We start from the raw sequence: 21,528 nt of genomic DNA, 5'->3' as shown, positions 1-21,528 counted from the left end.
TTATCTTACTCGAATTGGAGGTCAAGACCCAAACACGTCAAGACTTAGCGATGGGGATGGACCAGGATAGGCTGGCCAGGCTTCAAGGTTGGAGACAATGGACAGTTTTCGCATTTCGGGTTCCGGCGGCAGAAGTCTTTGCCCGTAAATACGATGAGGCCGTGGTATTCGCCATAGACGTGAACATCCGCCCGGACGTTCTGATGAAAGACCCGCTGTAAATCGTGGTAATCGCCCTTGGCGGGCACCAACCCGTGACGGCTAAGGATACGTCGGGTATAGGCATCGACGACGAAAATGGGTTTGTTGCACGCGTACAGGAGAATGTCGTCGGCGGTTTCGGGACCGATACCGTCGACCGCCAGCAGTTCCTTGCGCAGAACCTCGAGAGGCTGCTTGGCCATGCGCGCCATGCTGCCTTTGTATTGCTCGATGAGATAGCGGCAGAAGCTGCGAAGCCGGATTGTCTTTACGCGGAAGTACCCGGAGGGCCGCAGGGCCTCGTGCAAGAGATCGTCAGAGCTCTCCAGAATTGCCTTGGGATTCAGCAAACGCTCGCGCTTCAAGTTCACGATAGCGCGCTCGACGTTGGTCCAGGCGGTATTCTGCGTGAGCACCGCCCCCACGGCAATCTCAAACGGACTATCCCCCGGCCACCAATGCGTCGGACCGTAGTGTTCCGAGAGCCGGCGGTAGATGTCGGCAAGTTCCTTTTTCACGGAGCTTTCTTGATGGCGACGGGAGCTTTCGCGCCTTGCTTGATAGTATCGGCCAAGCTTCCTTTGTTGATTGCGCATTCGATGAAGCCGGAACTTTGGACGACTACCAAGCGTTCTCCTTCTGGGACCATTGCGTAGGTCTTCGCGAGGGGGGCGGTATAGGTCGCATCTCCAATGGTGACTTCAAGTTTGTCGTCTTCTTTGATGCCGAGATTCTCGAAGTCGACCGATGTGATTGTAGTCACAAGATTGCCGTAGGGATCGGCCCGCATGACAGAACCGTGGGCTGTGTCTCCTTCCACGCGGCTGTGCTCCAATTCGAGTTTGGTTATCGATTCTAGTTTTTCGCCGACATCGACAAGCGGTATTCCTTTTGCGAGGGAGGCGGAGACTGGGCCGAAGATGTCGCGACCATGAAAGACCGTGGAGGTGACTCCGGAGCGCCATAATGCGGTGTTGGTGCATTCACGAACGCTTTTCACACCGAACTTCTCGGCAACTAGCGTGAGGATGCCATTATCGGGCCCGACGAAGAAATAGCCGGCATTGGTTTCTACCGCAATAGCCTTGCGCTCCGTTCCCACGCCGGGGTCCACGATGCAGCAGAAGACCGTTCCCTTGGGGTATTCGCCCGCCGCTTCAGCGAGTAGATAGGCGCCGGTGGTTATGTCGAACGGAGGTATGCCATTGGTGATCTCATCGACTTTAGCCTCTGGAAACTTGGAGTAGACCGCCCCTTTGATGATGCCAACATAGACCGAGTCGGTACCGTAGTCTGTCAACAGAATCACGTGCCCGGAAGGACGTAAAACGTCCTCAGCATACGCCGGCATTGCGGCAATACCGAGCAGAGCTAAACACAAAACGGCGGCAGAGCGTGTGCTTGTGTACATGGCTTGCAGTGTCTCCAAGAGGTTGTCGGGAAGGAGCATACCCGGTGCCGTTGTGCGATGCAAAGTGTGCAACTTGGGAAATGACAATGGGTGTCTAGGGGGTGTGAAAACTGAGAACCGCTCCGTGAGCAATCCAAAAGCCTGGTATGCAGAGGACTTTATTCTTCGCTCACGGAGCGGTTACTTTTGGGATGGCACGCACCTGCTCAGTAGGTCTAAGCAAAGCCGACACGCAACCCCTTCGTATTTATTAAACCCCTGAGCGGGCCTAAGGTTCCATTCCTGCGAATCAAGAGAGCGCCGGAGCCTCCCAAGGGAAGACTCCGGCGCGGTCGCGATGGAGGGGATTCAGGCTAGAGTGTCAGCATGAATGCGACAATGTCGGCTTTCTCTTGCTCGCTGAGCCGCAAACCCAGGACAAGATTGAAGAATTCCATGGTGTCTGCCAGCGTGAGCAAGCGATCATCGTGTAAGTAGGGCGGTGAATCTTTGATGCCGCGTAAGGTGAAGGTCTTGATAGCTCCGTCCGCGCTTGCCAAACGCCCGTTGAGCATTTGCTCCTTGTAGAAGCGCTCAGTCTGAAGGTTGTGCATCTGGCCGTCTGTGTAGTAAGGCGCGGGATGGCATTCGGAGCATTTCGCCTTGCCAAAGAAGAGCTTTTCGCCGCGCTTCTCCGCGGCCGTCGCTTTTGAGGGGTCGAGTCTGCCGAACACATCAAGCTTGGGCGCGGGCGGAAAATCGAGTATGGACTCGAATTCGGCCATGAAGTGCACCTGACTACCACGCTCCAGGATGTTCACGCCCTTCTTGGTTGCAGTCACGGGGTCGCCGTCGAAATAAGCGGCGCGCTGCTCAAATTCGGTGAAATCTTCGATAGAGCGCAAGGCGCGCTGGGAGCCGAAGAGGCGCGAAGTCGCTACGCCACGGAGCGATGGGGTATCAATGCGGTGACGGAATTCCTGAGGGCGAATGTCACCGACCAAGTGTGTCGCGGCATTGGTATGGCCGTTGACATGACAGTCGAAGCAGGTAACACCGCGGCTAGGCTTCAAGGAGCGGCGATCATCCGTCAGATTGAATTGTTGTTGCGTGAACGGAGTGACCAGCAGTCGCAAGCCTTCCAACTGTTTTGGGTTCAGAATCCCGTCGAACAGTTCGAAGTAGTTCATTCCCGTGACTACTTTGCCTTGGGAAACGTCGCCGAGGTCGGGACGCGTCACGAGGTAGATCGCTGGAGGATATTCAGGAAGGAACTGTGTGGGGAGATCGAAGTCAAGGTCGAAGCGTGTGAGATCGCGGCCTTCCTGTTTGTTAATCTCATCGATATGGTGCTGAGGAAACACCATGCCACCCTCGGCGTGATTCGGATGCGACAGGGGAAGCAGACCTGCGGGGAAGAGCCCCTTCTCCTTGATCGTCTCGGGCTTCATCTTCGCCAGTTGGTTCCAGGTGACGCCAGCAGGCAGTTTGACGCGCACGCCTTCTTGAACGGGTTTGCCACGCGACATTTTTGCGGTGGCGCTGGGGCGATCGCTCAGGTCGTATCTCGATTCCAGAAACTCTTTGTGAGCTTTCTCGATCTCCGGTTTCTTCTCCGACATGCGTTTCACGACGGAGTCGAAGGGTTCATGAATCACCACCGGTGAATAGCTGGTCGGCTTCTTGGCGTCCTGCGCGTTGGCACACAACGCAGGACTTGAGGCCACTACAGCCCCGAAAACGACGCTTCCGAGCAGGCGCCATTTCTTGGTTTGCATAGACCATTCCTCCCTCAGTCTTATGGATTGCCCTGCAACACGAGATAAGAATTGTTCTTATCTATGAAATACCCTACAATAAGAATTACCCCTTGTCAAGAAGAATTCCGCCTCAAGAACGGCTGTCGCTTTCGGACACAAATAGGGTATAGTTAGGATGTAGGCAGGCTGGTCCGGTCGCGCTGAGAACTCTCAACGCCCAAGGGGGACCGTGAAACCTGTTCATTCGAGAAGCACGTAATTTGCGATTTGCAGGGTGACTATGAGAAACGAGACGATCGATTCCAAACAGATGATGACGCGCTTCATGGAAGCGTGCAGAGACGCGGGCGTCAGGGTGACTCCGCAGCGGATTGAGATCTTTCGAGAGTTGATGGGCCTCGATACGCATCCCGACACCGAGACGGTTCACCGTCGCGTGCGCAAGAAGATGCCGAGCATTTCACTCGATACCGTGTATCGGACACTGGGCCTGTTAGAAGAAAAGAAGTTGATATCGCGTGTGGGATCGCTGCCTGGGCCCGCCCGTTATGAGGCAAATCCAGATCCTCACCACCACTTCGTGTGCACCTCGTGCGGCAGTGTTGCGGATGTCTCCTCCGAGGCGGTCGGCAAGCTTCACGTGACAGACAAAGTACTGCCGGGGTGCTCGGTGAAGTCCATTCACGTGGAGATACGCGGACTCTGCTCGCGTTGCGCGCACAAGTAGGCTGGCGCGTAAAAGGGTCCACCTTTACCTCTATCCGCGACCGAAAAACGAAAAGGGAAGACATCCCTACTAGAGGAAGCCTTCCCATCGTAGTTGAAGTATTAGCCTCTACCCCGGATTTCTCACGAACACACTTGAACCTCTCTCGTAACCGGTGTGTTTGCGAGACCTGCGACGAAAAACAAAGCTGTTCTCCGAAAACAGAGTGTGTTCTTGTGAAATCCTCATGGCATGACCTCAAAGTCTTGCACGCGAGCAATTTGCGTCGGCGCTCAATCGCGCCGGTGCAAATTGCGGACTACCCTTCCTGATCTTCTCGCAGCTTCGCCAATACGCTGAAATCCTCCAGGGTGGTGGTATCGCCGCTTGTGTCGCGGCCCGCAGCCACATCGCGCAGCAGACGACGCATGATCTTGCCCGATCGCGTCTTGGGCAGCGCATCCGTAAAACGAATCTGGTCGGGCTTGGCAATCGCGCCGATTTCCTTCGCCACGTGTTCCCGGAGTGTATCTTTGTCGCGTTCCGTTGGAGTTGTACCGACGGGCACCGACACGAACGCGCAGACACCCTGCCCTTTGATCTCGTGCGGGTAACCCACAACGGCCGCTTCCGCGACCATAGGATGCGACACGAGGGCCGATTCGATTTCCATCGTACCTAGACGGTGTCCCGAAACGTTGATCACGTCATCAATGCGACCGATGATCATGTAGTAGCCGTTTTCGTCAACGTAGGCGCCGTCACCCGTGAAGTACCAACCTTGTTTGGCGAACTTCGACCAATAGACATCCTTGAAGCGGTCATCCGCATGGTAAAGCGTGCGCAGCATGGCGGGCCACGGTCCTGTCAGCACCAGAAGGCCGCTGTGCGAATGGTCAACTTCGTTGCCTTCTTCGTCGACTATCATCGGCTTTACGCCGAAGAACGGGCGTCCCGCTGAGCCAGGCTTTGCACTCATGGCGCCGGGGAGTGTTGTGATCATGATGCTACCGGTTTCGGTTTGCCACCACGTATCGACAATCGGACAGCGCTCGTTGCCGATGTACTTGTGATACCACATCCAGGCTTCGGGGTTAATTGGTTCACCCACGGTGCCAAGTAAACGCAGACTGCTCAAGTCGTGTTTCGCGGGCCAACCTTCACCCCAGCGCGAAAACGCGCGAATGGCGGTAGGCGCGGTATAGAACACGGTGACTTGGTAGCGCTCGATGATTTGCCAGAACCGGTCAGGTGTCGGATAGTTGGGCGCACCTTCGTACATGACGGTCGTCGCGCCGTTGGTGAGGATGCCGTAGATCACATAGCTGTGACCGGTAACCCACCCGATGTCCGCACTGCACCAGAACGTATCCTCTTCACGAAGATCGAATACGTACTTTGAAGAGAGATACGTTCCGACCATGTATCCGCCCGTGGTGTGCAGAATGCCTTTTGGTTTTCCTGTCGAACCGGACGTGTACAGAATGTACAGCGGATGTTCCGCATCCAGTTCTTCCGGCGGGCACACATCCGAAGGCATGAGCATGATCTCGTGCCAGAAGATGTCGCGACCGTGGACCATCTGAACCGGTGTGTGCGTGCGTTCAACGACGATGACGCGCGCGACCGTCGGACACTTCAGAAGCGCTTCGTCGACGGCCTTCTTGAGTTCGACGACTTGTCCGCGGCGATATCCGCCATCGGACGTGATCACGACGCTCGCGCCGGCGTCATTGATGCGGTCCACCAACGCGCTCGCGCTGAATCCGGCGAAGATGATTGAATGGACTGCGCCGATTCGCGCACAGGCCAGCATCGCGATCGCCAACTCCGGAATCATGGGCAGATAAATGGCGACGCGGTCGCCGGGTTTCACGCCGAGACCGCGCAATGCGTTGGCGAACTTGCAGACCTGACGGTGCAACTCGCGGTACGTAAGAATTGTCCGCTGCCCGTAGGGTTCGCCTTCCCAGATGATCGCGGCCTTGTTCTTGCGCCACGTCTTCAAATGCACGTCGAGGCAGTTGTAGGACACGTTCGTTTTGCCACCTTCAAACCACTTGTAGAAGGGGGCATTGTCGTCGTTTAGTACACGCTTCCACTTCTTGAACCAATGAAGTTCGGACGCGGCCTTTCCCCAGAATGCTTCGGGATCTTCGATGGATTCGCGGTACATCCGCTCATATTCTTCGGACGAGCGGACTTTGGCTTTCTTGGAGAATTCGGTGCTGGGCTCGAAATGACGATTCTCCACCAGGACATGATCAATGGCAACACTCACGGCTGTATTACCTCCCACAGCATGGATACTCCCCGCCCAGACGCGGGGATTCCGACCACCTTGCAGACAGACCGGCGACATTCTTTCATTTGCGCCGTGCCGTGTCAATTTTGTTTTACGCGTCTATCTCTGGGAGCAATCCATCGCATGCAGAGATCAGCGAATTGTGGTGGTTCAAGAAATGTGCGCTCGAAGTTTGACTTAGCCGTTTTCGATTGCTATACTAGCTCTTCAATCTGACGCGGGGTGGAGCAGTCTGGTAGCTCGTTGGGCTCATAACCCAAAGGTCGTAGGTTCGAATCCTACCCCCGCTACCATTACAAGTCGAGGACTTACGCTAGCGTAAGTCCTTTTTTTATGCCCGAAATGGCCGGTATGATACTTAATGTGATACTTGTGAATCGCATCCGCCCTTCCTGCCGCCGAAAGAGAGAGTTCGCCACACAATCTGGGCTCCGACAAGAAGGAATGAGTGTCACGGCCTCTCTCTGAAAACGATTTGCGTGTATTAAGCCTGCTACTACGTCGGTGGCAAGCAGCGGTCTCTAGGGCTATCCATATGCGATACGGCGAACTCGGCTACTTTTGCTAACGTCCTATCGCGGATGTGCACGTTGAGAGGAGAACATGGGTACACGTCGCGGAAAATGCCGCTCACGAGCCAGAAATCCTCACAGACCTGCCCGGAGTACTTCGTGCAATGCTCGGCCTCGGGAATGTCTGACTACCATTTCGCTGCCCATCCCTTAGCCAATGCCTCGGGCATAGAGCGATGGCAGGGCCCGCGCCATTCGATTGGCTTAGTGCCCCAGATGTGGAGGTTGCAGCAATCGTAGAGGCAGTGATCCTTGAAACAGGGATCTTTTTACGTCATGAGGCCGCCCGCGATGAGGTACTTGCGGTACACCGGTATGAAGGCCGTGGGTTCGGCATCCTGCCACACCCACCCATTGGCCCGGACTTCCTCTTCAAGCGCGCGGAGTTGATCCTGGAGCATGGCGATGCTCGCCTCCCCCCATTGCCGGTCAGCGGTCTGCACGAACTTAGAGAGAACAGGCAACAACTGCGTCGGTCCGTCCAGGCCGCGCTACGTGATGATAAGTTCTGCCTGTGTTAGCCGGAATCGCGTAAACGGCACTCGAAGCGCCGACCAACTCTAGTACCTGCAATTGATGACTTCGTGGATATCTGAGACGATGAGTTCCACTCGGTTGCCACGCTGTTTGATCTGTGACGTTCGATTCAGAGCCCTCGCCCTCTTCAAACCATCGCGAAGTTCGATGCCGGCCCGGAACATGGGCGTATCCTCGATAAGGCCGGGCAGAACGTAGGGCCGTTCCTTGACCGGCGTCGTTTGAGGCGTCGCGTTGTAGGCAATGAGATGGATGCGCAGCGTCCGCGTCTCCAGATCATCCGTCACAACCGCCTCCACGTTGGCTGGAGCCTCGATCCGGACGCGTGGAGCGGGATTCAGGAACCGCACGGCATTTGCCCACAACTTTCTGGTCTCGACGATATGATGTTCTCCGGCAGTCGCAAAATCGGGTGAGCCCGCAAAGGTGAGTACCACACCCTTGCCGACGGAATTCACGAGAACGGCAGGGCCAACAACCTTTCGCGCGCTGAGCGGCCAGTCAGCGTTGTAGCCCTCGGGCTTCGCGAGTGAAACGCGATGGGAATCGAGCAAATCGCCAACAGAGGTCGCGGTGGTTGGCTCGTACAGAGTGGCCGGGCCACAGACCAGAAAGGGCCAGTCAGGAGGAAGTCCGGCGGTCAGCTCCGGCGGCGCCTCAGTCCCGTTCGCGAACCGCATCCAGTTGTCCGAGGTTTCGAGCCGACCTTCTACCTTCGCCCCGATCAACTCCTCCAGCGTCGAGGCTGCCAGTGGCCTGCCCATGCGATCGAACTGTCCGCTCTGGCCCGTGACGATTAGATTGCCCCCCTCCTGCACATAGCGCCTGAACAGGTTTACTTCGGGTTCCGTGAGGATTCCGGCGTTTGGCAGACATACAACCGGGAATTGCTTCAAGCCTTCGAGGGTCAGATTCTGATCGAACAGAAAACCGAATCCGAGATGTTCGTATACGCACGCCTTGTGCGCGCCTTGGACGCTCTGGAACCACGTCGCGGGTTTGTCACGTCCGATCCAGTCACGGGACCGTGCACTGAAGTAAATGCCGACCTCACGGAGGGGCGCGTAACCGAATTCGTTCCGTTTAGACTGCGCTTCGCCGAGTAGCGCACCGATACGGTCATAGGCCACCGGGTCGAGCGAGCCGTCGTAGGCCGTCTTGTCAATCATCGTGACGAACGCGCCATGCGCAAGCAGCGTGAACAACTCCCAGCGCATGTCATTTAGCGGGCGGGTGGTTTGGTCGTGATACATGCGCACGCCGCGCTGCACGGCGACTTGGAACGGCCTGCCGGGAGTGGCCGCGCGATACCATTCGGCGTTGAAGCTGGCCGACAGAGCGCCGAAGGCCCAGAGTCCCGCTTCGCCAGTCACGAAATCGCCATTGCCTGCATGCACCACGGGAGTCTGGCCCACTTCCCACGAAAAGGGCGGGTTGCCGTGGTAATTGAAGTCGACCGTCACGCGCGGGTTGAGGCGGCGGATGTGTTCGGTCAGCATCTTCTCAAACCGATCGCTCGTCGCATATCGGAACTGCAGCATCCGATCCCAGTCGTCATCACCCCAGTTTATCTCCTTAGGCATAGGACGCCCGTAGTCGGCCTGAAAACGCTTCTGGCAATACTCACACCAGCAACCGTGCGGCGGACCGAAACCCTGATCCACCATATCGAGGTGGAAGCCGGCGATGCCGTAGCTCATGATTTCGGCCAACAGGTCCTTGACGACATTCGCGTAGGGCGAGTTGAAACAGACAAGATGGTCAATGGGTTTGCCATCCGCCTGACGCATTTTCCATTCGGGATGCTGACGCAGTTCGTGGGCGGGATACTGAAGCTGACAGTAGGCGATAATGGGCAACTGATGTTTGCGGGCCTCGTCAACCGCCTCGCGCAACACATCGCGTTCGCCGAGCCCAACCGGCTTTGTAACCAGTCCGGAACTATGAAACGTGAAATCGCTGTCCCTAACCCACAGCACAAGGTAATCGGCGTGCGCCGCCACGCTGTGACGAACGATTTCCGCGCCATTGAAGTTGCGGGCATAATCCGGCGCATGCTCGCCGCCTGCGAACTGCGCACCGGTTGGGCCGACCTCCAAGCCAACCAATGCGCGGCTGAACCACGGCGGATCGTCGGCAGCGAGCGTCGGGACGGCCAGGCCCCATCCGACGAGCATGGCGAGCCACAGGGCGAGGGCACTCATGGGTGATTCTGGCTTGACTTTCATTCGTTTCAGTGCCTTTTTGCCACCATGTTGCAGCTTGTTGTGTATCGCTCCGCATCTGACTTGCCCAACAAGCAGTACGGTTAACGACTATCGTTTATCAGGTATACGGTATCCCCCTTCTGGAGGGACTCCGCAATCCTCTCAGTCCACCTTGAAGACCCACGCGTGTAAGCAAGGAGGATTCGCCGACAGGGATTCGGGAATTGCGATGGTTACAGCGTTACCTTCTCGACTCCAGGAGACGGTCTCTGGGCCGCCCAAAACCGAAATTCTCGCGCCGGAAGCCAGCGGGAAATCAGCGATCCTGATTTCCCGTGGAATAACGTGTTCGTCCTTATCGGGTAGATAGATAACGAATCTCTTCCCATCCGCTTTCTGTGTGAAGCGAAGTTTTCCATCTACGTAAGGGGGAAGCGAGCGTGTGCTGTAAATGGCTTCATTGTTCACCTTCATCCAGTCGCCAACTTCCCTGAGCATCACATATATCGGGTCGTCCCAAGTTCCGGTAGGGCTGGGGGGAATGTTCAGCAGCAGGTTGCCTCCTTTGGCCACAATATCAACCAACTTGTGAATTACTTCGAAGCCGCTCACGTATTCTGCATTGAACATATAGCTCCAGCTATTGCAGCTGGTGATGCAGGATTCCCAGGGAAAGTCGAGTGCCTTTTCAGGGACTGTGTTTTCTGGCGTGATATAGTTCTCGTGCGCGCCTCCAACAAACCGGTCAACAACAATTAGCGATGGCTGAATGGCTCTTGCTTTCGCCACCAGTTCATCCATGCCCAGGTCCTGATTCACCTGGCGGGCCTTGACGAATCCGTTGTCGCTGGTCACGCACTTTTTGTAGTACGCCTCCAATTCCTCGCGGCTTCGTTTTTGTACGTCCTGCGGATCGAGCCAGAGGATATCGACAGGTCCGTACTTGCTGAGGATCTCAAGTATCTGCCGGTGGGTGAACTGCACAAAACGATCCCAGCGTTCAGGGTAATCCGCCGGATTGTAATTCACGTTCTGGTCATATGGAGGAAACCTCCTCCACCAATAATCATTGCTGTGCCAGTCGGCTTTCGAGAAGTACGCTCCAATCCAAAAACCTTCTTTCCGGAAGCTGTTAAAAATTTCCCTTGTCACGTCTGCTTTGGGATTAACCGAGAATGGGCATGACGTGCCGGTTATCTTGTAATCGGTCTCCGCAGTGTCATACATGCAGAACCCGTCGTGATGTTTGGTCGTGAAGACGACATAGCGCATGCCCGCTTCTTTGGCTGCCTTCGCCCACCGCTCCGGATCGAACTGAAGCGGATTGAAGGTCTTCGGAAGGTTTTCGTAGTCCTTCAAGTACGCGAAATAGTCCTCTAAATTCCGGTCATTGAACCGGAAGGGCCAGTCACCCGGGCAAATGGTCCAAGATGCTTCCGTGCCCCATTGCGAATAGGGTCCCCAATGCATGAAGAGTCCAAACTTCAGGTCCTGCCATTTTTTAATCTTTTCAGCGACAACTGTGTCCTTGACCGGAACATAGTTCTTTTCCTGGCCCAATACGGACAAAGTCAGGCAGCTCAGGGCGATTGTGAGTTGGATTAGCGTACTCCTCATCATGAGCCTCAAGAATCAATCTCCGTCAGGTTCTCGGTCAATGGATGCCTCTCGATAACTGGCCGCTATCGTCGACGGCGCTCGTCGAGCAACGGCTTGACCGCTTTGATGCGATTGTCGTCAAGCGTGACGTCTCCCGCCTTTTCGCCGATGCGGATGCCCGCGTCCTTCGGGTCATCGCACTCGATGGTATTCCCACGAATGACGGTGCCGTTTGTCGTGCCTTCGATATTCAGACCGACCTGGCGATTGTTGCGTACTATGTTCTCCGTGAACGTGATATTGTGCGCCGCCATCGGTTCTGTTTCGTCGCGCCAGAGGACGCCCCCCTGCGCGTTGTTCGAGATGATGTTCCGGTGGATGATGTTGTCTGTGTCTTTGTGGCCGATGGAAATGCCCGTTGCGCCGTTGTTACAGAACTCATTGTCTTCGACCACCGCGTCGCGTACGCGCCAACAGAAGAAGAAGCCGTCCGCCCCGTTGTGCCGAGACCTGCAACCGCGCACGACCGCCCGCTGCGAACCGCTTCCGGGATGAATACCGCCACCGGTACAACGCTCAACGACGCAGTTCAAAACCTGCACATCGTTGGACTGCTGGAAGCTGATGCCGTCTCCGCTATAACCACGGACAGTGCAGCCCTCCATCACGCCGCCATGTCCCTGATAGAAGAAGATTCCCGCTCCCCGGCACCCGTCTATGCGGCCATTCTTTACATGGTTGCCGTCAACGGTGAGATTCTCGATTCGAAAGTCCTCCACGTGGTAAGCGCTGATGACAGGGAAAATAGTCGCTGCGTAGGCATCGTCGGCTATCATGCAGTCCGCATTGAGCGGACGGCTCAAGGTTAGATAGTTGTCCTTCTTGTTCAGAATCGTCGCACATATCGTATGAAAGCCGTTGACGCGCTTTGTGGCGACGTGAATGCCATAGCCGACCTCGAAACCGTCAGGATTCTGAACCGTTACTGCATACTCGCCGAAATCGCCGTCAGCCGACAGTAGGCTGCGCACCTCGTCACACTTCTTCAGCACGGTCTTATCGCCGGCTCCCCGCAGGGTAACTCCCGTACGCATATGTAACGAGTCGCGCATCCAATACTCGCCGGGGCCGACTTCGACAGTCCCCCCGCCGAGCTGGCCCACATAGTCTACCGCAGCCTGAATTGCACGATTGTCGTCACCGACGATGTCTGCCGCGCGAAGTCCCACCGTAATGCGTATCGAGGGATGCGCAAGCAGGTCGTTTTCCGGATGACTGCGTCTGGCGGACTCGTTGCCTGGCGGAACCTCCGCCTGAACAGTCAACACATAAACCGCCGCGATGACCAGACCCAATTTTGTTCTCAACGCCATTTACTCCCCATCTGTTGCTCCTCGGAGTCTTCGGTTTGCAGGTCCGGGTCAACTACCGATACGGGGCCGAGTACCGGTTCTGCCGGAACGCGCACGTCAGCGTTTATTCTGGTATTCCCGAGTTCGGAGTCCGCCTATCGATCTTCGACATTCCACATATACGTCGCCACCGACGACGGCGGGAGTTCTGCTTTGAATGACTTTCCGTTGCAGACTACTGCAAAGGCCTGCGACGTAGTGGCCGAGTTTGCAGCAACCAACACCACGCGGCCATCTGGATTCACAAATGCCACGTTACTGAATGTACGAATATCAGGCAGCGAGGATTCCACGCGGACCGCGTCGCGGTGGATGTACTTCATGAACTGGCCTTGCATGTAGTAGTCGAAGTTGTACCGGACCGACCCATCGTCCAGGAGTTCTATGCACGTGGGGCTGGCCCGGTGCGGACCTCGGTTGGGTTTCTGGTGTTCATCAAGCATGATTACCCAAGCGTTATACGAACGAGACCAGTGGCGCAGTATCTGAGTCAGGCGTATTGCGCCGTTGGCTCGGAAGACGGAGCCCTCGGTGAAATAAATGTGCTTATCCGGAAATTCGGACTTGAAGGCCGATTGAGCCTCCACTTTTCCCTCGTAGTGGTGAAATGCGGTGCCATCCACATATTGCGCCGCCAGCGGATCGGACAGAATGGCGCGCGGAAAATCGAGACGGTTCCAATTGTGGTCCCAGCACCAGATCAACGTCTTCACGTTGTTCTGTCTGAAGAGAGGGCCAAGATGGTCACGGATGAAGTCCCGCTCTTCCTCGCCAGTCCACAGCGTGGTGGGATAGCCCTTGTGGGACATGCGAGGCTCGTTCTGCAGCGTGATCGCGTACATGGGAATACCCTCGGCCTCGTAGGCCTGGATGAACTTGAGCAGGTATTTGGCAAACGCCGGGTAACACTCTGGCTTAACACTGCCGGTCTCCAACTTGCCTGACGTCTTCATCCACGCAGGAGGACTCCACGGGGAACCGAAAAGCAGCAGGTTGGGGTTCTTCCGCTGAGCAATCTTTATGGCGGGGAGAATGTAGGCGCGGTCTTTCTCAATGGAGAACTTCGTGAGCTCCGGATCGGTCTCTCCTTCCGGCAGATCGTTGTAGGTGTAGTAGGGTTCGCCGACAAAGTCAGACGTGCCGATACATACCCGCATGAGGTTCATTCCGATGCCGGTTTCCGGGCTCATCAGTTTCTCGATGACTTCTTCGCGCTTCTCGGGGGGGAGCTTCGAGAGATTCTCACAGGTTGCGTGATCGAATGAGGCGCCAAGTCCAAGTATGGACTGGCCCTTTTTCGACACGTCCACCTTTATAACCGGATCCTTGGTCCTTCGAGCCTTGCCCAATTGCAGTGGGCTTTCTGAACTCAGGCTCTTAGAACCGTCCTGGCTGGACATCACAACTTGGACAGTATCAGCGGCGGACGCGGAGAAACAGAAGAGCAGCGCAGCCGTAATCGTTACTGCAGTCCATTTACACGAACTATTTTGCTTCATGGCTTTCTCCTTTATTTCAAGGACTGCAGCAACTCGACCAGCTGCTGAAAGTCCGCGTCATTTCGCGCAGGATCAAATTGCAGCGCATCCTCAGCCGCAACGAGGCGTTGTCGCTTCGCCTCTAATGAGGAGCGTAGGCTGGCGTCCGGCGACACAACATAAATGGCTGCACGGCTCGCTTTCTCACGGATCTCTACCGCGGAGCCCTTGCGGGACCAATTCGTGTCATACAGCCCGTCGGCGTCCAGGCGAAAGACGTCCTTCACTTCACCGAAGTACGTCGGCAACTGGAAGCGCCATTTGGCACTCCGCGGTTCGCCGAATTTGAATACTTTTTCGTCCCGGTCGGGAACGTAGTCCAAGTCCAGAGCGAACAGAAGCGCCGCGCGGGGCCCGCAGACCGATGCAAGGTCCCAGTCTGGTTTCTTGCCACGGGTCAGCCGTTCAAACTGGTACGCATCTCCTTCAAGAAGGAATTCATCAATCATCCTCAATTCACGCCCTATGCGGCCTACTTCGTCGAGGGTGTCGCGCCACATCGTCAAGGTCTTTAAGCTCAAGTTGAACCAGTAGAGGGATGTGATCCGCGTAGAGATGGCGTGGTAGGCCTGCATTCGAATCTCGTCCGGGGTCGGAGAGGTCCGCTTTCGTCCGCCGTACTGTTCCCAGCCTTCGTGCGGCCCCTGGGACCATATGGCGCACGGCATGGGCCGGTTCAATTCACGAAGGGACCGGCACATATCTCCAATTGTCTCCAGGGGTGCGCCCCAACCTATCCTCACATCTTTGCCCCATCGTTCGTACTTGCGCCACGCGTCGGCCGAGGGCGCCGTAACCCGGTAGGCATCATAGTGCGGAAAGTCGCTGAGTCCCGCGTAGTCCCGCCATATTCGCTCTTCGCTGTGCGTTACTGTCGTTGCCAGTCGGGTCGTCGTGTATGGGTGCAATTCGGTCCAGACTTCTTGTGGCAGAACGGGACGGCCGCCGCCGTATTGGGGCTCGCCCAGGAATTCGACCCCATGAATCTTAGGGAGCATCGCGTCTGTGTCATAGATCTCAAGGGGTTTAATCGCTCCGAAATACTTCAATGGATATCGCTCGTAAAGAGGAGTATCGCTGTACCCCGGTGTGACCAGAAGATGGGCCGTATTGACATAGAGTCGCTTGAGGGCCTTAAGGAAGACCTCGTGCGTTACCGGGTTGCCATTGCCATTTACCCAACCGCCGGAGATGTCAAACCGTTCTGGCTTGATTCGTAGATACGCCCAGACGGAAAGAGTCTCGCCTCCCGCGCGTGCCAGTTCAACCTCTATCGCTGCGTAAGTGAGAGGAAGTGGACCCGTCCTGACCATAAAGCCGCCCCGGTCACCGGGCGGAATCGTCGTGTGACCGTTGAAATTCTCAGGAGACAGGCTAGCCTGTGCAAGCAGCACGCGGGGCGATTTCGGGTCTGGAGGCAACCACAAACGGCATGATCGTATATCCAGTGCCGTATCCGAAGCGTTGGCGACGTGGACTATCATCTGGTCGGGCTGAATACTTGAATCCGGCCCGAGAAAAGTTACGGCGGACAGCCAACAGCCCGGTTTATCGAGCGCCAACTCCTTGGCGAGCCACGGACTATTTTCCGGCCCGAATTCAAGAGGCACGCGACCTCCGGGCCCGAACCGGGCCGTTCTGCTATTGAATGTCCAAACCGTTAACGCTCCCGGTGGCAACGCGGTCTCTTCATTTGGCCTGGCTGAAGGCGTGTCGTGCCAGGACCAGGCACGGGCATCAAGCAGTTCCGCTGGAGCCTTGCCGTCAAACAATACCCTGGAGTCTTTGTCAATGACGAGTGTCTTGGCGTCAGTCGTCCCCGCGTTGCGCAGGAACAATTGCACTCGCGCACCGACCGCAGGCTCGGGATCCCTGGCGTACCGCATAGAATCCGCCATAACGTGCGGCGTGAGGGAAATACCTGCGATATCGAGATGCTGATTGTCCGCTACAGCCGAGGAAAGAATGGCAAACCCCGATACAAGAACTGTCTTAAATACGTTTGAAATCATGGCTCTGCGTTTTCCTTCATATTTAGCGTCACGGCGAGTTGCCGGCACAGCCGTGACGTCGTACCCCATTCCGTGCCCTCCTGGTTCACTTCGCTTTGAGACCATCCTACGGGCCCTCAGAAATGGGGACCATGTCCGCGCCGGTGTTTGGTCCGCTGCACGAACGTTTTGCCCGGCCTCGAAGGCAATGCCTCCTGAACCAAGTATGACCGCGGTCGCGCCAATCCCTCGTAGCAGTTCTCTTCTTTCCATATGTGCGTTTCTCTCGGGTGTCTTTCACCAGCCTCGTGGACCTTGCCGCAGAACCATCTACACACTAGCACTAACCCTTCGAGTCCGTAACCGGAAACTTCCATGCTGTCGCGATGGCCAAGAGGCCAAAGAGTCCACCCATCGGCCCCACGAGGTAAATGCCCTCAGGGCGGTCGACGGCATTTCCAAAGCGATCGAGCAGGAAGGTGGCAAGCACAATGCTCACGGCAATCCCCGCTTTCCACGTGATGTTGTTGAACGCAAAGTACACCGCGTCGTTTCGCGCTCCGGTGCGCCGCTCCTCGGCATCGACAATCGCGCCGATAAGCGGAAAGATAACGACGTAAAGCAGTCCGTTGCCGACGCCGGAACACGCGAAAAGGACCTGCGCCCAGCGCAGCTTGACTAGGGGATCGGCATCGGCATGGCCTATCGGATACATGAACGGCAGCGAGACTGTCACTATACCAAGGGCAGAGAAAAGGACCCCGCGGGTCGAGAACCATCGGGACAGCAGCGGAGCAGCCGCGGATGCGGCTAGCGAAGTAATCATGAACGGTACCATCACCTCGGCCATCGTCCCCTCGTCCCCGCGTAATGCGGTTTCGATCCAATGGGGCAGAACGCGCTGCGGGGCCAGAAAACCAATATTGAACAGCGCAAAGACAAGCAGGTAGTTGAGAAAGATGCGATTGCGAAGTGCGCCGCGCACGACAGGCCAGCCCAGCGCGGTTGGCGGCGGTCCAGAGCGTAGTGGCTCACGCACACTCCACACGAGCCCCTGAAAGCCAAGTACAGAAACCACGGCGAGAATCGCCGCAACGCACTGGTAGCCTACCGCGGAAAAGCCGCCCTGCGCGGTGTGGCGTGCCGAGTCCAAAGCGGCGATGCCCTCGCCCGCAAGGGCAATAGCCGCGAGCACACCGATGGTCGTACCGGCGCCGATCCAGGCGCCCAGCCGTGTGCGAGCGCGCGGTGTTGCCGCAACTTCGGGTACAAGCGCCATCATCGGCACGGCGCAGAGCGTAAGCGCGGTCCAGTGCAATTGAAGCAGTACCGCTACATGGATGAAGTTTGCCGCGGAAGGATGATTGTCTGGCGGCATCCAGAACAGGATGCTGGTCGCGACGAGCGGTAAGGAACCCCAAAAAATAAACGGGCGGCGCCGGCCAAGAATACCGACGTAGCGCCGTCCCTCCCGGCAGCCATCTGACCAGGCGCCGACAAAAATATCGCTGAGCGCGTCCAGCGCGCGGCCTGCGAAGAATGCTACCCCGATGAGACTTAGCCCGAGATAGGCTGTACGCCCCGTACCATCCGGAGGGTGCAGGAAGTAGGGCCCATACTGATTGATGTATTCCATGGACAACTGAACGGCCACGGCCGCAAACATGAAGGCCAGGCCGGTCTTCCACGGAACAACATCCGACGCACTGTCCTCTGTATTTTCCGTGCTGTTCAACACATTGAAAACCTAATCGGCGGACCAAGAAGTCATTTGTGCGTTCCACACAATCGTTGTAGCTCGACAGGTGTCACCAGCGAATCAACTCCTAACAAGGTGCGCGCCGCGGACAACACCACGCGTTCGTTGTCTGAACCTGCGGACAGCAATTCCTGAATGCCTGCACGATTGAAAATTTCTTGAGCGACGACATAGCCGATCTCGTCGTTGGCCATCGCGACCACGAAGGGATACTTCGCCGGCATCATGCTTGTTAGCTTCGAGACGACTTCCGGGTGGGGTTCCCCGGGCACTGTGAGGAACTGCGCCGCACCGATCTCGATCAGGCACATTTCGTTGTGCTGCACGCCATCGGCGGCGTCCACCGGCAAAAGCCCAAGCGCATGCGCCTTCAGTACCTCGCCGGAGGTCACGGGGAAAGCAGTCGGCACACGACGGTACGTCAGGCGAGGCCGGACGCACCATTCAAGTGCGCCGGCTGCACGAAGTACGGCGCTGGTGGCCACTCCGGCGACGGCGCGCAGTGCCGGCTCCATGGCATCAGGTTCGTTTACCCCTTGTGGAATTGGCTCGACCCCACCTAGGGCGCGCTGGAACACGAGCGTTTCTCCGCCGAGTTCGCGCGTAATGTCGTCGTACACATACGCAAAGAAGTCGGCCGAAACCAGGGTTGATTGGTCCCCGAGCACATCGGGATGATTCCCGAGGTTCACCACATTGGCGATAGCCTTATCCGATGCGTCATCGACAACACGCATCAGCAGCACATCGGTGTCCATGACACCGGGGTTATGCCAATTGCGCGCGAACGAGGGAATCTCGACTCCATCGAACGGAAGCTTGGCTGTACCGAACCCTATTTTGACGGGTACAAGTTGATCGGCCGCCTTGTCAATTGTCTTTGCGATGGTCTCGCCGACACGGTCAACGTACGCTTGGTCAACGGCCCCCGGAGGTCCAAACATGCCCAGGATACAGGGGCAGCTGTGCGTGTGCGTTGTACAGATCACTACATTCTGCGGCGACACGGATGTCTGCAATGAACGCACACGCTCGACCCAGAGATAGAAGTATGCGATTAGATCCACGACGACCAAAGCCACACGCGTATAGCCGTCATCGATAACCATTGCCTTAACCTGGAGCCTATCATTGACCCTAGTCGAAAGCCGGTCACTCCAATAGCCGTCCAAATACACTGGGCCTTCGGGGGTGATATCCGCGGTAGCCACGCCGGCGCGCATCCCGGCAGGAACATCTGCCCTCGAACCCGGCATGAGTAGTTCCGCCCGAAGTTTCCTGCTCGCAGCGCGGGCAGCCTCACGCATGTCAAGCGCTCGGCTTTCCCATGCTTCTTCCATAATCGTTCTCCTCAGAGCATTCGATAGGTACTACGTGGAGTGCTTCATCCGTACTTCGTGTTCTAGCTCAGGTTTGGTCAGTGGCCATATATTCCTCGATGGCATCCTGAACGACCTCGACAGGCCCATCTCCGGGCACGCGAAAGAAATCCACGCATGCCCCTTCCATGTTGTAGACCTCGACGCGCGTACGGCCTTTCCACGCGAGGACCAACTTGCGCGGCTTGTCGAATCGCACGTAGCAGGCACCATCAAGTTCTTCCAGCAGCTTCGTATATGGATGTTCGGGCATTAATCACACTCCTTGAGATTACACAGGACCCATCCGATGCCCTTTCGAATTCGGAAGGATGCAAGGCGGCACAATAGCGCACGCTTTACTTGTCCGCTGCTCTTGCTATCCGCGCTCGACTCGAAAGCGCACCGGGTTCTACCGTGATGATCCGAAGCCCTTCGCTCTCAAGTTGTTTCAGCGCGAAGACCGTCGACGGGTGTCTGTCCGTGATTAGCGTGTGAATTCGGTCCAATCCACAGACACGGCACATGGACATGGAGCCAATCTTGCTATGATCCGCCATGATAATCACGCGTTCGGCTCTCTCGATCATGGCAAGCTGGTTTTCAACGACGAACTCGTTCGTGTTATGGATGCCGCTGGAGCAAATGCCCCCTACGGACATGAAGGCCCAGTCGGCGTGGTACCGAGCGAATGACGCGGTCGCCTGAGGACCGATAAGCACACCGGACTGCGGGTAGATATAACCGCCTGTAAGAAATAATTCAGGTCCCGGGTCGCTGCTCCACCGCTCATCTATCGCCACGGCCAACCGTATGGAATTTGTAATTACTCGAAGTGGAAATTGTGGAAGATGGTCGGCCAAGTAAAAGGTCGTAGTCCCGCCATCAATCATGACAATGTCATTTGGCTTCAAGAGCGAGGCCGTTTCCTTCGCTATCGCGGACTTCTCTTTCGAGTACTGATCTTCACGGCACCAAAAGGGCACCATGTCGCCAGTGGAGATCCTTGCCGTACCTATTCCGCCGTGGGTGCGGACTGCCAAATGCTGGCGCGCCAAGTCATTGAAATCGCGTCGCACAGTGGCAGGACTGGTCTTGAGCAGCAGGACCGCTGTTTCCACAGACATCGCATCGTGCTCGGTCAAATATGCCAGGATATGCCTATGACGCTCGTGTCGAAGCATGGAAACTTCCCTGCGTTTGAATTTGAATGACCGACACTGATTGAAGTCTATATATAAAGCCATAACGTGTCAATATCAATCACCAAAGTGATTAAAATCGCTCAACACGTAGACAGGTGTGGACAGACCGTTGGGAGGTAAAGACCCCCTCGAGGCACAGCAGGCATGAGTCCATGACTCTTCTACGGGGGCCAACGACAGACTGGGCAATACTCAGTTTGAAACCTGCAAATTGGCGACCTTGGTGAAAGTGATTAACATAGGCATGTCGTGAGGGGCGAGTGTGTCTCGCTCGGTTGTTGCAAGTTATGTATTTTGCAAGTACTTGTGCTGGAACGGGTTAAGATCATCACAGACCGAAGGTCGCAGGTATGAATCCTACCCCCCTACCATTTAAGTTTAGACGGCGCGCAGAGTTGTGCGTGCCGCTTATGATTTCTTTGCGTTACTTCCCACTTGGTGTACCGTGAACGTTAGCGTGTGCTTTTCTGTGTCCAATTAATCACACGCCTGGACGCGTCGACCTGTACACCTCATTCCACTTGTTATCAGCAACTCACTGCCACTTCTTACTGGTTCACGAGCCGGTGATTGATCCGCTTCAAAGAGTCTAGCAATGGCGCTTGAGTTCTCCACCGTTATTCGCTTGCATCTTTTGTTGTACGATTCTCACAGCCAAAAGGCTCCACGGTATCCGGCTGGCCGACGTCAGTTCCCGCAGACAGTCTGGTAAGTCCTATTTTGAATGTTGGCCCATTCTATACGGTCTATCGTGCGATACTTTTCTCCCGCCTTTCGCATGCGCGCGTAGTCCTTAAGAATGTGATGCCTGACGCCATCAGAGTGAGTACCAGCATCATTGCCGTCCACGGTTTCATTGGTACGCCGGGCAGATCACCGCTCTGCGCCACGACAAACACGCTAAACGACGGCGTTGTCACCGTGACTGTGTTCGCCGTTGTGTTGATTGTTCCTTCCAGCGTCGTCACGTCGCCGGAAGTCTCGTCGA

The 21,528-nt window shown here is 56.3% G+C and carries 15 protein-coding genes and 1 tRNA gene; 2 read left to right on the top strand and 14 right to left on the bottom strand.

The window, feature by feature from the left end; translation table 11 throughout:
* Positions 1 to 44: 44 nt before the first annotated feature.
* From K1Y02_06915 to K1Y02_06905, 3 genes are all read right to left on the bottom strand, one after another.
* On the bottom strand, positions 45 to 797 hold the full coding sequence (locus K1Y02_06915) for an endonuclease III domain-containing protein (protein ID MBX7256076.1): 753 nt from the start codon (positions 795 to 797) through the stop codon (positions 45 to 47).
* A complete protein-coding gene (locus K1Y02_06910) occupies positions 716 to 1,612 on the bottom strand; it encodes an SAM-dependent chlorinase/fluorinase (protein MBX7256075.1) in 897 nt (298 codons plus the stop codon). Before K1Y02_06910 ends, K1Y02_06915 begins: the two co-directional genes overlap by 82 nt.
* A gap of 353 nt (positions 1,613 to 1,965) precedes the next feature.
* Entirely contained in the window at positions 1,966 to 3,369 is a 1,404-nt protein-coding gene (locus tag K1Y02_06905; GenBank protein ID MBX7256074.1) for a cytochrome B6, read from the bottom strand.
* Between the two features lie 262 nt (positions 3,370 to 3,631).
* Here K1Y02_06905 and K1Y02_06900 point away from each other — a divergent pair, with 262 nt between their 5' ends.
* Positions 3,632 to 4,078 carry a transcriptional repressor gene (locus K1Y02_06900; protein ID MBX7256073.1) on the top strand — a complete coding sequence of 149 codons (447 nt, stop codon included), beginning with the start codon at positions 3,632 to 3,634 and terminating at the stop codon, positions 4,076 to 4,078.
* A 298-nt stretch (positions 4,079 to 4,376) separates the two neighbouring features.
* Here the strand turns inward: K1Y02_06900 and acs are convergent, their stop codons facing one another.
* Positions 4,377 to 6,419 carry an acetate--CoA ligase gene (acs, locus tag K1Y02_06895; protein MBX7256072.1) on the bottom strand — a complete coding sequence of 681 codons (2,043 nt, stop codon included), beginning with the start codon at positions 6,417 to 6,419 and terminating at the stop codon, positions 4,377 to 4,379.
* Positions 6,420 to 6,578: 159 nt separating this feature from the next.
* On the opposite strand from acs, the gene K1Y02_06890 reads away from it, so the two are divergent.
* Positions 6,579 to 6,655 (top strand) — tRNA-Met (locus K1Y02_06890).
* Positions 6,656 to 7,494: 839 nt separating this feature from the next.
* Here the strand turns inward: K1Y02_06890 and K1Y02_06885 are convergent.
* The 10 genes from K1Y02_06885 to K1Y02_06840 all read right to left on the bottom strand — a co-directional run.
* Entirely contained in the window at positions 7,495 to 9,675 is a 2,181-nt protein-coding gene (locus tag K1Y02_06885) for a hypothetical protein (GenBank protein MBX7256071.1), read from the bottom strand.
* A gap of 165 nt (positions 9,676 to 9,840) precedes the next feature.
* The gene (locus K1Y02_06880) at positions 9,841 to 11,298 is read right to left on the bottom strand and encodes an alpha-L-fucosidase (GenBank protein ID MBX7256070.1); all 1,458 of its coding nucleotides are present in this window, start codon (positions 11,296 to 11,298) and stop codon (positions 9,841 to 9,843) included.
* A 62-nt stretch (positions 11,299 to 11,360) separates the two neighbouring features.
* Positions 11,361 to 12,650, bottom strand: a complete 1,290-nt coding sequence (locus K1Y02_06875) for a right-handed parallel beta-helix repeat-containing protein (GenBank protein ID MBX7256069.1) — start codon at positions 12,648 to 12,650, stop codon at positions 11,361 to 11,363.
* Between the two features lie 134 nt (positions 12,651 to 12,784).
* Positions 12,785 to 14,188: a glycosyl hydrolase gene (locus tag K1Y02_06870; GenBank protein MBX7256068.1), complete on the bottom strand. Its 1,404-nt coding sequence runs from the start codon at positions 14,186 to 14,188 to the stop codon at positions 12,785 to 12,787.
* An 11-nt stretch (positions 14,189 to 14,199) separates the two neighbouring features.
* Positions 14,200 to 16,239 (bottom strand): hypothetical protein, encoded by a 2,040-nt coding sequence (locus K1Y02_06865; GenBank protein ID MBX7256067.1) that lies wholly within the window; start codon positions 16,237 to 16,239, stop codon positions 14,200 to 14,202.
* A 322-nt stretch (positions 16,240 to 16,561) separates the two neighbouring features.
* Positions 16,562 to 17,953, bottom strand: a complete 1,392-nt coding sequence (locus K1Y02_06860; protein MBX7256066.1) for an MFS transporter — start codon at positions 17,951 to 17,953, stop codon at positions 16,562 to 16,564.
* 32 nt (positions 17,954 to 17,985) lie between these two features.
* Positions 17,986 to 19,317, bottom strand: a complete 1,332-nt coding sequence (locus tag K1Y02_06855) for a DUF2070 family protein (protein ID MBX7256065.1) — start codon at positions 19,315 to 19,317, stop codon at positions 17,986 to 17,988.
* 67 nt (positions 19,318 to 19,384) lie between these two features.
* On the bottom strand, positions 19,385 to 19,609 hold the full coding sequence (locus K1Y02_06850) for a hypothetical protein (GenBank protein MBX7256064.1): 225 nt from the start codon (positions 19,607 to 19,609) through the stop codon (positions 19,385 to 19,387).
* A gap of 85 nt (positions 19,610 to 19,694) precedes the next feature.
* Entirely contained in the window at positions 19,695 to 20,519 is an 825-nt protein-coding gene (locus K1Y02_06845) for a DeoR/GlpR family DNA-binding transcription regulator (GenBank protein ID MBX7256063.1), read from the bottom strand.
* Positions 20,520 to 21,286: 767 nt separating this feature from the next.
* The coding region (locus K1Y02_06840) for a hypothetical protein (GenBank protein MBX7256062.1) at positions 21,287 to 21,528 on the bottom strand (242 nt) is incomplete at its 5' end.

The sequence above is a fragment of the Candidatus Hydrogenedentota bacterium genome (assembly GCA_019695095.1).
Classification (GTDB): Bacteria; Hydrogenedentota; Hydrogenedentia; order Hydrogenedentales; family SLHB01; genus JAIBAQ01.
Note: the sequence above shows the minus strand (reverse complement) of the source record. Positions and strands in the feature narration are given on the sequence as shown.